Consider the following 12,494-nt stretch of genomic DNA (forward strand, 5'->3'; position numbering starts at 1 on the left):
ATCAGGCATTGCCCAGATTGGCTTCCAGCCACTTTTCCAGCCAGTGGATGTTGTAATCCCCGGTGTGGATGTCCTTTTCCTGCAAGAGCGCATGGAACAGCGGCACGGTCGTGTCCACCCCGTCCACGATCAGCTCACCCAGCGCGCGGTTCAGACGCGCCAGCGCCTCGGGCCGGTCGCGGCCATGGACGATCAGCTTGCCGATCAGGCTGTCGTAATAGGGCGGGATGCGGTAGCCGTCGTAAAGCGCCGAATCCATCCGCACGCCAAGTCCGCCCGGCGCGTGATACTGTGTGATCCGACCGGGGCAGGGGCTGAAATTCGGCAGTTTCTCGGCGTTGATCCGCACCTCGATCGCGTGGCCGTTGATCTTCAGATCGTCCTGCTGGAAGGACATCTCCATGCCCGCAGCCACGCGGATCTGCTCCCGTACCAGGTCCACGCCAAAGATCGCTTCGGTGACGGGGTGCTCCACCTGCAGACGTGTGTTCATCTCGATGAAATAGAACTCACCGTTCTCATAGAGAAACTCGATCGTGCCAGCACCGATGTACTTGATATCCGCCATCGCATCCGCGCAGACCTTGCCGATCCGGGCGCGCTCTTCGGGCGTGATGATTGGGCCCGGGGCTTCCTCGAACACCTTCTGGTGGCGCCGCTGGAGCGAACAATCCCGCTCGCCCAGATGCACCGCACGGCCCCTGCCGTCGCCAAAGACCTGAATTTCGATGTGGCGCGGCGTGGTGAGGTACTTCTCAATGTACACCTCGTCGTTGCCAAAGTTCGCCTGCCCCTCGGCCCGCGCGGTCATGAAGGCGCGCTCCATCTCCTTGGCCGAGCGGGCGACTTTCATCCCCTTGCCGCCGCCGCCGGCGGTGGCCTTGATGATCACCGGATAGCCGATTGCCTCGCCGATCTCCTTTGCATCGTCAAGACTTGGCACGCCGCCTTCCGATCCGGGCACGCAGGGCACACCCAATTTCTTCATCGTCTCTTTTGCGGTGATCTTGTCGCCCATCACACGGATATGTTCGGCGGTAGGGCCGATGAAGGTCAGACCATGGTCCTCGATCACCTGCACGAAATTCGCGTTCTCGGACAAAAAGCCGTAGCCGGGGTGAATGGCCTCTGCTCCGGTGATCTCGCAGGCGGCGATGATCGAGGGGATCGACAGATACGACCGCGCCGAGGGCGGGGGACCGACGCAAACGGATTCGTCGGCCATGCGCACATGCATCGCATCGCTGTCGGCAGTGGAGTGGACGGCAACCGACCTTATGCCCATCTCGCGGGCGGCGCGGATCACGCGGAGGGCGATTTCACCGCGGTTGGCGACGAGGATCTTGTTGAACATGGTCCCGCCGCCCTATTCGAGGATGACAAGCGGCGCGCCGAACTCCACGGCATCGCCGTCGCCGACCAGGATGCGCTTGATGGTCCCGGCACGGGGCGCGGGGATGTGGTTCATGGTCTTCATCGCCTCGACGATCAGCAATGTGTCACCCTCGGCGACACTTGCCCCCACGGTGATGAAAGCGGGCGCGCCCGGTTCGGGCTGCATGTAGACGGTACCAACCATGGGCGAGGTGACGGCGCCGGGGTGATCGGCAGGATCGGCACCGGCATCCGAACCCGCAGGAGCCGCCGCGGGCGCGGGTGCCGATGAAGGAGCAGGGGCAGGGGCCGAGACGCTGTGCACCGGGGCCGCCTGCGTCACGATCTGCTGGGGGGGCATGCGGCTGACACGGACATTCAGGCTGTCGTCTTCGCCGTATTCCCGTTTGACCTGAAGCTCCGTGAGGTCGTTTTCATTCAGCAGTTCAGCCAGCGCGCGGATGAATGCAACATCACCGTCATGGGTGTTTTTTGTCATATATTCCTCGACATGTCCCTGTGCCGCGCCTGCTCGGGGCCGCGACGTCAGCCACGCTTATAGGCGAAGGGATATGCCATGAAAAGCCGCCAGTTGAGAAGCAACCGGGCGCTTGACTGTTGAGCGGATGCGCACCCTGTACCAGGGACGCCCCGAAAACCGGGCGCATTGGCCCCGGTTCAAAAAGAAAGGCGGCGCTCTTCAGTTGCGCCGCCTTCCGAGGTTTCATGAGGCAGGGACCGATGCAGCAGGGTCCTCAGATGGCGAGGTACTCCGCACGCAGCTCTGCGTTCTCCAGAACTTCCCGCGCGTTGCCGTCAAAGACGATCCCGCCGGTGTCAAGGATCACGGCCCGGTCCGCCAGTTGCAACGCGCGCACGGCGTTCTGCTCCACCAGGATGGTGGTGATGCCTTGGTCCTTGATGATGGCAAGCGTCTTTTCGATCTCGTCCACGATGACCGGAGCCAGGCCCTCGTAAGGCTCATCGAGCAGCAGCACCTTGATGTCCCGCGCCAGCGCCCGCGCGATGGCCAGCATCTGCTGCTCTCCGCCGGACAGCGTCGTGCCTTCCTGGTTCTTGCGCTCGCCCAGCCGCGGAAAGAGATCGTAAAGACGCTCGATCGACCAGCCGATTGGCGGGGCGATCTGCGCGAGCTTCAGGTTTTCTTCCACCGTAAGGCCCGGAATGATCCGCCGGTCTTCGGGTACCAGTCCAAGACCCGCCTGGCTCGCCTCGTGGCTGGTCATCTTGTGCAGCGGCTGGTGATCGAGCCAGATCTCGCCCTTGTGCAGCTCGGGCGAGGCAAGCCGCGCGATGGCCCGCAAGGTCGAGGTCTTGCCCGCGCCGTTACGGCCCAGCAGCGCGAGGATCTCGCCCTCGTGCACGTTAAAGCTGATGCCCTGCACGATGTAGCTCTCGCCGTAATAGGCTTCGAGGTCCCAGACCGACAGATAGGCGGGGGCGGTTGCCGCGTGATTGGCGTTCTTGTCCTTGCGGTCGAGCGTTTGGGTGTTCATGTTTCTGATCCTTCTGCGGAATGGCGGGGGGAAACCCCGCCTTACGCGGCGTCCTGGGTTTCGCCCAGATAGGCTTCGCGCACCTTCGGGTGGCCCTTGATGTTGTCGGGCGTGTCCTCCACCAGCGGCGTGCCCTGCGCCAGCACCGTGATCCGCTCCGCAAGGGAGAAGACGACGTGCATGTCGTGCTCGATGATGGCGATGGTGATGTCGCGCTCTTCCTTGATCTGCTTGAGCAGATCGATGGTGTTGTTCGTATCGGCGCGCGCCATGCCCGCCGTCGGCTCGTCCAGCAGCAAAAGGCGCGGGTCCTGGGCAAGGCACATGGCGATCTCCAGACGTCGCTTGTCACCGCGCGACATGGAGGCGGCGTGCATATCGCGCTTCTCGATCAGACGCATCTCCTCAAGCATGTGCTCGGCCTTGGCGATGATGTCCTTTTCATGCGCCATGCCTTCCAGCGCATGCATCCGGAACGCCCCGTCGCGCTTGGCAAAGCACGGGATCATCATGTTTTCCATCACCGTGAGATCGCCGAAGATTTCAGGCGTCTGGAAAACACGGGAAATCCCCATCTGGTTGATCTCGTAGGGTTTGCGACCCAACACCGACTGGCCGTCAAACATGACCGACCCTGTGTCGGGGATCAGCTTGCCCACGAGGCAGTTGAGCAGCGTGGACTTGCCCGCGCCATTGGGTCCGATGATGGCATGCACCGTGTTCTCGGCCACCGAGAGGTTCACGTCGCTCAGCGCCTTCAGGCCGCCGAACCGCTTGCCCACGTTCTTCACTTCAAGAATAGCCATGCTCCAAGCTCCTTATTCGGCAGCGGGTTTGCGTTGCTCGGCCGCATCGGATTCCACCGATGTCGCCTTGTCGTCACGGCGGCGGAACACCTTGCCCAGCCTCTGTCCGCCCTCGACGAGGCCACCGGGCAGGAAGATCACGACGAGCATGAACATGATGCCCAGCGTCAGGTGCCAGCCCTTGCCGATGAAGGGATAAACCAGCGTGATCATCAGGTCTTCGATCCCGTCGGGCATGAAGGCGAACCATTGTTCCAGAACCGACTTGTTGATCTTGGAGACGATGTTTTCCATGTACTTGATGAACCCCGCGCCCAGCACCGGGCCAATCAGCGTGCCCGCGCCGCCGAGGATGGTCATCAGCACCACTTCGCCGGAGGCGGTCCAGAACATCCGTTCCGGCCCCACCTGGGTGTCCATCGCCACAAGCAGGCCGCCCGCAAGCCCCGCGTACATGCCGGAAATCACAAAGGCCGCCAGCGTGTAGGGCTTGGAGTTGAGGCCGGTGTAGTTCATCCGCTGCTGGTTCGACTTAACGGCCCGCAGCATCATCCCGAAGGGGGAGCGGAAGATGCGGATCGAGAGGTAGAAGGCCAGAAGCATCACCACCGCGGCGATGTAGTAGCCCGCGTTGAATGTGAATATCCATCCCCCCATGGTCAGATCGAACCCCGAACCCATCTCCAGCCCGAAAAGGTTCGCGCGCGGGGTCTCGCCCGCGGCAAGCGCGCCGTCGAGCACTCGCGGATCATTGATCTTGGGCTGAAGCCCGGTCTCGCCCCCGGTGATCGGGGTCAGCACCGAATAGGCCAGCGCGTAGGACATCTGCGCGAAGGCCAGCGTCAGGATCGAGAAGTAGATGCCCGAGCGCCGCAGCGAGATGAAGCCCACCAGCAGCGAGAAGATGCCCGCCACGATGACCGACACGATGATCGCCGGGATCACATTCATGGTCAGCAGCTTCATCATCCAGATCGCGGCGTAGGAGCCGACCCCGAGGAAGGCCGCATGCCCGAAGCTGAGATAACCTGTCAGCCCGAAGAGGATGTTGAACCCGATGGCGAAGATGCCAAAGATCACCAGCCGCTGCATCAGGTCCGGATAGCCCGCGTTGAACTGCGCCAGCGCCGACCCTTCAGGGAAGGGATTGAGGATGAAGGGGGCAAAGAGGGCGAGGATCGCCACGATAAGCAGCAGTGTGCCGTCTTTCTTGTTCAGTCCAAGCATGTCTTATTCCTCCATCACGCCTTTGCGGCCCATGAGGCCACGGGGACGGGTCAGCAGAATGATGATCGCCACAAGGTAGATGATGATCTGGTTAATCCCCGGCAGCACTTCGAGAACGCCCGCCATCGAGGCGAAGCTCTCCAGCACGCCCAGCAGGAACCCCGCGAGCACCGCACCGGGCAGCGATCCCATGCCGCCCACCACGACCACGACGAAGCTGAGGACCAGGAAGTCCATCCCCATGTGATAGTTGGGCGAGTTGATGGGCGCATACATCACGCCCGCCAGCCCCGCCACGGCGGCGGCGATGCCGAACATGATGGTAAAGCGCTTGTCGATGTTGATCCCCAGAAGGCCCACGGTCTCGCGGTCCGCCATGCCCGCGCGCACGACCATCCCGAAGGTGGTGAATTGCAGAAAGGCAAAGACCCCGCCGATGATCACGGCGGCAAAAGCGAAATAGACGAGGCGCCAGTAGGGGTAGATGATCGTGTTGGGGTCAAACCCCAGCATCGCGCCGAAATCGAAGGAGCCTGCAAAGGCCGCCGGGGCAGGGGTCGGGATCGGGTTGGCGCCGTAGAAATACTTGATGATCTCCTGCAGCACGATGGCAAGACCGAAGGTCACGAGGATCTGGTCGGCGTGGGGGCGCTTGTAGAAATGCTTGATCAGCCCGCGCTCCATGATGAAGCCGATGGCGATCATCACCGGGATCGTGAACAGGATCGACAGTGGCACCGCCCAGTCGATGATCGCATCCCCTGTCTGTTGACCGAAGATGTCATAGAGATAAGGCACTTCCACTTTCAGCGGGTTGCCCAGAAAGTCCTTCTGCGTCTCATCGACGACAATGTGGCTCAGCGTCAGCAGCTTGCTGAATGTGACCGCGCAGAAGGCGCCGATCATGAAAAGCGCGCCATGGGCGAAGTTCACAACCCCCAGCGTGCCGAAAATCAACGTCAGGCCCAAGGCGATCAACGCATAAGCGGAGCCTTTGTCCAGACCGTTGAGAATTTGCAGGATAATTGCGTCCATGGTGTCCCACCTCCAAGCGCAGGAAGCCCGTCGGGCTGTGCGTCAGGGCGGGAACTTCCCGCCCTGGCTGTTTATCTTGTCGTTACGAGAGCTTTATGCGCCCGGGTTGCAGCTGCCCAATGCGCCGCCCGCGAACTGCGGGTGATCGGGCGCATAGGTGACCTGCTCGACCGGGGTCGCCTCGATGATGTCCACCAGTTCGCGCGTCTGCGCGTTGGGGGAGGCAGCGCCGCGCACCACGACCACGTCCTTGAAGCACTGGTGGTCTTCGGCGCGGTAGAGGGTCGGGCCGTTGCCCATCCCGTCGAACTCGAAGCCTTCCAGCGCCTCGACAACGGCACAGGGGTTGAACGATCCCGCACGCTCCACCGCGTCCGCATAAAGCAGGGTCTGCACATAGCAGGTGTGTGCGGCCTGGCTCGGCGGAACGCCGTACTTCTTGCCGAAGGACTGGGTGAAGGCGTTGGTGCCGATGTAGCGGCTGCCCAGCTGGTTCTCCAGTTTCCAGTCCCAGTTCTGCGAACCGATGATGCCCGCGATGTTGGCGCCGGCACCCAGCGCCATCAGTTCCGAGTAGAGCGGCACGACGATCTGGAAGTCCTTGCCGTTCGCCTGCGCGTCGCGCAGGCCGAACTGCACCGCGTTGGTCAGCGAGTTCACCATGTTGCCGCCGTAGTGGTTCAGCACCAGCACGTCGGCGCCGGACTGCAGGACAGGCGCGATGTAGGAGCTGAAGTCGGTCTGCGTCAGCGGGGTCTTCACCGCGTTCACCGTCTCCCAGCCCATGGCTTCGGTCGAGGAGCGGATTGCTTCCTCGGTCGTGTAGCCCCAGTTGTAGTCGGCGGTCAGGTGATAGGCCTTGCGGTCCTTGCCGTATTCGTTGGCCAGGATCGGCGCGAGGGCCGCACCGGACATGTAGGAGTTGAAGAAATGGCGGAAGCCATTGGCCTTGCGGTCCTTGCCGGTGGTGTCGTTGGAATGCGTGAGGCCCGCCATGAAGATCACGCCCGCCTCCTGGCAAAGCGCCTGCACGGCCACGGCCACGCCCGAGGACGAGCCGCCGGTGATCATCACCGCGCCGTCCTTCTCGATCATCGACTTGGCAGAAGCACGTGCGGCGTCCGACTTGGTCTGCGTGTCGCCGGTGACGAATTCGACCTTCTTGCCAAGGATGCCCTGGCCGGTCAGCGCCTTGGAGCTGAAAGTCTCCATCATGCCGTTGTCGGCACCGGTGCCGTTCAGATGCTCGACAGCCAGCTCATAGGCGCGCAGCTCGTCCGCGCCCTCGTCGGCGTAGGGGCCGGACTGGGGTACGTTGAAGCCCAGCGTGACGGTGTCCCCCGTCGGCGCGTTGGTAAAGCCGGTGTGGGCATCGGCACGCAGATAGGTTGGCAGCGCAAGACCGGCGCTGGCGACAGCACCCGTCTTGATCAGACCACGCCGCGTCAGTTTCGAAAATGACATGAATTCCTCCCGTTTGGATTAGACACTTGCCCATCCTCCCGGGCGAAGCGACACAATTGTGCAAAGGCACTATGGCGCGTTCCATGAAAATCCTTCAATAAGCCCTTTGATTAGCTGAAATTTTTTGTAAATATCTTCGCAAGCGTTCTGTGTTCTCTGTAAATAAACTGATGTTGCATCGCAGAAACACGTTGAAAACACGCGATATTGCGAGGATGGCATACAATGGCACGCGAAGCATTGACCGGCAGCCGCATCCGCGAACGGCGAGTCATGGCCGGGATGAAACAGGCCGACCTTGCCCGAGAGATCGGCATATCCGCAAGCTACCTCAATCTGATCGAACACAACCGCCGCAGAATCGGCGGCAAGCTGCTGCTTAACATCGCGTCGAGCCTCGGGGTCGAGCCGCAGGCGCTTACCGAAGGGGCCGAGGCCGCGCTGATCGCGGCCCTGCGCGAGGCCGCCGACGAGGCCGGCCTTTCGGGCCCCGAGGCCGAGCGCGCCGATGAATTTGCTGGCCGTTTCCCCGGCTGGGCAGACGTCCTCGCGGGCACACGCAAGCGGGTCACCGCGCTGGAGCAGACGGTCGAGGCATTGACAGACCGGCTGGCCCACGACCCGCATCTCGCCGCCTCGATGCATGAGCTGCTCTCGACGGCCGCCGCGATCCGCTCCACGGCCGCGATCCTCGCCGAGACCAAGACCCTGCAACCCGAGTGGCGCGACCGCTTCCACGCCAATATCAACGAGGACAGCCGCCGGCTCTCCGACAGTGCACAGGCGCTGGTCAGCTACCTCGATTCCACCGAGAACGCCGCCGACGCGGCCAGCTCGCCCCAGGAAGAAGTCGAGGCCTTTCTCGCCGCCCATGACTTCAGCTTTGCTGAGCTTGAAGGCGGCGAGGTGGACGACGCCCTGATCGCCAGCATGGTGGAGGACGCTCCCGAACTGGTTTCGCAGGCCGCGCGCCATACCACACGGGTGGTCCTGCGTCAGGTCGCCGGGGACGCCGCACGCCTGTCTCTCTCGGATTTGCGCGCGGCGATCGAGGATCACGGAAGCGATCCTCTCGCGCTCTCCTCCACGCTGCGCGTGCCGGTCGCCTGTGTCCTGCGCAGGCTTGCCGCCTTGCCCGAGCTCGAGGCCGGTCTGGTGGTTTGCGACCGCTCCGGGACCGTGATCTTCCGCAAGTCCGTCGAAGGCTTCACCGTGCCGCGCCACGGCTCTTGCTGCCCGCTCTGGCCTCTTTTCGCGGTGCTCGGTCAGCCCGGCGCGGTGATCCGCGAGCGGGTAAGCCAGCTTGGCCCGGCGCAGGCGCAATTCGAGGCCTTCGCCACCTGCGAGGCGATGGCCATCGCGGGCTACAATACGCTGCCACTGGTTCAGGCGGTGATGCTGCTGCTGCCCACCGATGCGGGCGCGGCTGCGGGAACGCCAGTGGGCTCGACCTGCCGCGTTTGCCCCCAGCAAAGCTGCCGCGCCCGCCGCGAGCCTTCGATCCTGCGGGCGGGCGTCTGAATGGAGATCAGTTTTTGACAGGGCACCCGTTCCGGTGCATCCTGTCGCGCACTGTGCCTAAATCCGCAGCAGACGGAAAAGGCGCAACAGTAAGGGGGGAGGCACGCCATACATGGGCAAACATGTTGTGCTTGTCGAGGACGAGCTGAACATCGCGGAAGCGATCCGCTTTCTGCTGTCGAACGAGGGCTGGCGGGTGGAAACGCTGGCCAACGGGGCGAATGCGGTCAATGTGATCCGCAATGCGCAGCCCGATCTTGTGATGCTGGACGTCATGCTGCCGGGCAAGAGCGGCTTTGAGATCTTGCACGACCTGCGCGCCGATCCCGATCTGGCGGCGCTGCCGGTGCTGATGCTCACCGCGCGGGGGCAGAGCCGTGATCGCGAGATGGCCGAAAAGGCGGGCGTGAGCCGCTTTATGACCAAACCCTTCTCGAACGCCGAGATGCTGGACGCGGTGCGCGACCTGACCAGCTGAGAATACGAGGGCTGACATGACCGAAGGTCCGATCTTTCTCGAACGCAAGAGCTACCGCACCCGCCGTATGCTCGATGCGATCCGGATGCTCCCGGTGCTCGGACTGCTGCTCTGGATGGTGCCTCTGTTCTGGCCCTTGCCCGGTGCACCGGAGACTTCTGCCGCCGACCCCATCCCGATGAGCGTGGCGCTCCGCTATCTGTTCGGGGTCTGGGTGGCGCTCGTGATTGTCTGCTTTCTGCTGTGGCGCAGGACCGCCTCGGGCATCGCTACGATATCGCCGAATTCCGACGCGACCGAGTGATGGTGGCCCTTAACCAACTCGTCCTTGTCTGCCTGGCCTACGTGGTCTTTCTCTTTGGTGTGGCCTTCTTGGCCGAGCGGGCCGCTGTGCGCGGGAAGGGGGCCGCGCTGCTGCGCTCACCTCTGGTCTATACCCTGTCGCTCTCGATCTATTGTACGGCATGGACCTTTTACGGCGCCGTGGGATATGCCGCGCGGTCCGGGCTGGAATATCTGACGATCTATCTGGGTCCGTCGCTGGTCACCATCGGATGGTGGTGGGTTCTCAGGCGGCTTGTGCGGATCGGACGCAGCCAGCGGGTGACCTCCATCGCCGACCTCATTTCCTCGCGCTACGGCAAGTCCAACGTGCTGGCCATCGCGGTCACGCTGATGGCGGTGATCGGGGTGACGCCGTACATCGCCCTGCAGCTTCAGTCCGTGGTGCTGTCGTTGTCGATTTTCGCCGCCCCCGAAGCCGAAGCCTCTGGCGCCAGCGGCGGTTTCAACGCCGCACAGGCGGCTTTCTGGGTGGCGGCAGGGCTGGCGGTCTTTACCGTGCTCTTCGGCACGCGGAACCTCAACGTGAACGACCGGCATCACGGCGTCGTCATCGCCGTCGCCGTCGAGGCGGTGGTCAAGCTGATCGCCCTGCTTGCCGTGGGCATTTTCGTGGTCTGGGGTCTGGCGGGCGGTGTCGGCCCGATGCTCGACCGGATCGACGCCTCGCCCATCGGGGCCTGGGAGGTGCAGGGCAGCCGCTGGGCGGCGCTGACGATGCTCTCGGCGGCCGCTTTCCTCTGCCTGCCACGCATGTTCCAAGTCATGGTGGTCGAGAACGACGATGACCGTCATCTGCAGATCGCCTCCTGGGCCTTTCCGGCCTACCTGATGCTGATCAGCCTTTTCGTGGTCCCCATTGCTGTCGTGGGGCTCGACCTGATGCCCGCGGGATCGAACCCCGATCTTTTCGTTCTCAGCCTGCCACTCAGCCAGAACCAGAACGGACTGGCGATGCTGTCCTTCCTCGGCGGTTTTTCCTCGGCGACCTCCATGGTCATCGTCGCCACGCTGGCGCTCAGCACTATGGTTTCCAACCACATTGTCATGCCCGTCTGGCTTGCCATGCGGCAGGGCGGGGCCACGCAATCGGGGGACGTCCGCAAGGTGGTCATCCGTGCACGGCGGGTTTCCATCCTCATCATCATCTCGCTTGGCTTCTTCTACTACCGCGCCTCGGGAGGGAGCGGCGCGCTGGCCGCCATCGGTACGATCAGCTTTGGCGGGGTCGCTCAATTCCTGCCCGCGCTGCTGGGTGGAATCTTCTGGCGGGGAGCGACGCGGCTGGGGGCGCTGTGCGGTCTGGCGACAGGGTTCGCGCTTTGGGTCTTCACAATGCTGCTGCCCAGCTTCGGCGTGGATGTCGCGCTTTCACGCGAGGTCTTCGAACAGGGGCTTTTCGGTCTCGCCTGGCTGCGGCCCAACGCGCTTTTCGGGATCGAGGGGCTGGACCCCACGGTGCACGACGTGGTCTGGAGCCTGTCGCTGAACGCACTGATTTTCTTCGCCGTATCGCTCTTTACCTTTCCCGATCCCATCGAACGGCTGCAGGGCGCGCAATTCGTCAACGTGCTCGACCACGCGGGGGCGACGCGGGGCTGGACGGCTTCCGTGGCGGGCAGCGAAGACCTGATGATAATGGCGCAACGCATTCTGGGGGCGACCGAGGCGCAGGCGTTCTTCCGTGCCGAGGCGCGGGCGCAGGGGATCACCGGCAACCTGCCGGAACCCACGCCCGCCTTCGTCCAGGCGCTTGAGCGTGAACTGGCTGCTTCGGTGGGGGCTGCGACGGCGCATGCCATGGTCAGCCAGATCGTCGGGGGCACGTCGGTATCGGTGCAGGACCTGCTGGCGGTCGCCGATGAATCCGCCCAGATGCTCGAATACTCCAGCCAGCTCGAGCTGAAATCGCGCGAGTTGTCCGAAACTGCGGCCCAGCTGCGCGCCGCGAACGAAAAGCTGACCCAGTTGTCGCACCAGAAGGACGCCTTTCTCAGCCAGATCAGCCACGAGCTTCGCACGCCCATGACGTCCATCCGGTCGTTCTCGGAGATCCTCAGAGACGGCGGGAGCCTTGGGGAAGGGGAAAAGAGCCGCTATGCCTCGATCATCCATTCCGAGACGATCCGCCTGACGCGGCTGCTCGACGACCTGCTCGATCTCTCGGTCCTCGAGAACGGTCAGGTCACCCTGCACCTTGGTCGCGAGCCTCTCCACGACGTGCTCGACAGGGCGGTGACGACCGCTCTTACCGGTGCGTCGAGCACGCTCGACGTCGAGGTGGTCAGTACAGCCAGCGGTGTCGTCCTGCATACCGATCTCGACCGGCTTGTTCAGGTTTTCATCAACCTCATCAGCAACGCTCAGAAATATTGCCGCTCGGAACAACCAAAGCTCACGATCACGCCGGAGCTGAAATCAGCCGGGCTGAACATAGACTTCGTCGACAATGGCGAGGGGGTCGCCCCGGACGAGCAGGCCGTGATCTTCGAGAAATTCTACCGCGTAAGCGGCTCTCAGGGTGACGGGGCCGGTCTTGGGCTTGCCATTTGCCAGGAAATCATGGCGCGGCTCGGCGGCAGGATCATCTATCTCAGGGACCGGGGCGGCGCGGCTTTCCGCGTCCACCTGCCTCTGAGCGCGCTGGCGACGCCTGCCGGTACCGAGGTCGCCGCCGCGTCATAAAGGCTATGGTAACCTGCAATGGGCTATGGCTCGGGTCTGAAACCG

At 63.2% G+C, this 12,494-nt stretch carries 11 protein-coding genes; 4 read left to right on the forward strand and 7 right to left on the reverse strand.

What is annotated here, in order from left to right; translation table 11 throughout:
- Position 1 precedes the first annotated feature (1 nt).
- The 7 genes from accC to AB2B41_RS02825 all read right to left on the reverse strand — a co-directional run bounded on the left by accC (position 2) and on the right by AB2B41_RS02825 (position 7,423).
- The gene (accC, locus tag AB2B41_RS02795; protein WP_367876222.1) at positions 2-1,354 is read right to left on the reverse strand and encodes an acetyl-CoA carboxylase biotin carboxylase subunit; all 1,353 of its coding nucleotides are present in this window, start codon (positions 1,352-1,354) and stop codon (positions 2-4) included.
- A 12-nt stretch (positions 1,355-1,366) separates the two neighbouring features.
- Positions 1,367-1,873 (reverse strand): acetyl-CoA carboxylase biotin carboxyl carrier protein, encoded by a 507-nt coding sequence (gene accB / locus AB2B41_RS02800; protein WP_367876223.1) that lies wholly within the window; start codon positions 1,871-1,873, stop codon positions 1,367-1,369.
- Between the two features lie 256 nt (positions 1,874-2,129).
- Positions 2,130-2,891 carry an ABC transporter ATP-binding protein gene (locus AB2B41_RS02805; RefSeq protein ID WP_367876224.1) on the reverse strand — a complete coding sequence of 254 codons (762 nt, stop codon included), beginning with the start codon at positions 2,889-2,891 and terminating at the stop codon, positions 2,130-2,132.
- Between the two features lie 41 nt (positions 2,892-2,932).
- Positions 2,933-3,697: an ABC transporter ATP-binding protein gene (locus AB2B41_RS02810; RefSeq protein ID WP_367876225.1), complete on the reverse strand. Its 765-nt coding sequence runs from the start codon at positions 3,695-3,697 to the stop codon at positions 2,933-2,935.
- A gap of 12 nt (positions 3,698-3,709) precedes the next feature.
- Entirely contained in the window at positions 3,710-4,924 is a 1,215-nt protein-coding gene (locus AB2B41_RS02815) for a branched-chain amino acid ABC transporter permease (protein WP_367876226.1), read from the reverse strand.
- 3 nt (positions 4,925-4,927) lie between these two features.
- Complete coding sequence (locus tag AB2B41_RS02820) at positions 4,928-5,959, reverse strand: branched-chain amino acid ABC transporter permease (RefSeq protein WP_367876227.1); 1,032 nt, start codon at positions 5,957-5,959, stop codon at positions 4,928-4,930.
- Between the two features lie 93 nt (positions 5,960-6,052).
- Positions 6,053-7,423 carry a substrate-binding protein gene (locus AB2B41_RS02825; RefSeq protein WP_367876228.1) on the reverse strand — a complete coding sequence of 457 codons (1,371 nt, stop codon included), beginning with the start codon at positions 7,421-7,423 and terminating at the stop codon, positions 6,053-6,055.
- 225 nt (positions 7,424-7,648) lie between these two features.
- On the opposite strand from AB2B41_RS02825, the gene AB2B41_RS02830 reads away from it, so the two are divergent.
- From AB2B41_RS02830 to AB2B41_RS02845, 4 genes are all read left to right on the forward strand, one after another.
- Complete coding sequence (locus AB2B41_RS02830) at positions 7,649-8,944, forward strand: short-chain fatty acyl-CoA regulator family protein (protein WP_367876229.1); 1,296 nt, start codon at positions 7,649-7,651, stop codon at positions 8,942-8,944.
- A 112-nt stretch (positions 8,945-9,056) separates the two neighbouring features.
- Positions 9,057-9,422 (forward strand): response regulator transcription factor, encoded by a 366-nt coding sequence (locus AB2B41_RS02835; RefSeq protein WP_367876230.1) that lies wholly within the window; start codon positions 9,057-9,059, stop codon positions 9,420-9,422.
- 16 nt (positions 9,423-9,438) lie between these two features.
- A complete protein-coding gene (locus AB2B41_RS02840) occupies positions 9,439-9,726 on the forward strand; it encodes a hypothetical protein (RefSeq protein ID WP_367876231.1) in 288 nt (95 codons plus the stop codon).
- A complete protein-coding gene (locus tag AB2B41_RS02845; protein ID WP_367876232.1) occupies positions 9,726-12,449 on the forward strand; it encodes an ATP-binding protein in 2,724 nt (907 codons plus the stop codon). The genes AB2B41_RS02840 and AB2B41_RS02845 overlap by 1 nt, the downstream gene beginning before the upstream one ends.
- Positions 12,450-12,494 lie beyond the last annotated feature (45 nt).

This window comes from Sulfitobacter sediminis (assembly GCF_040811725.1).
In the GTDB taxonomy this organism is placed as follows: Bacteria; Pseudomonadota; Alphaproteobacteria; order Rhodobacterales; family Rhodobacteraceae; genus Sulfitobacter; species Sulfitobacter sediminis.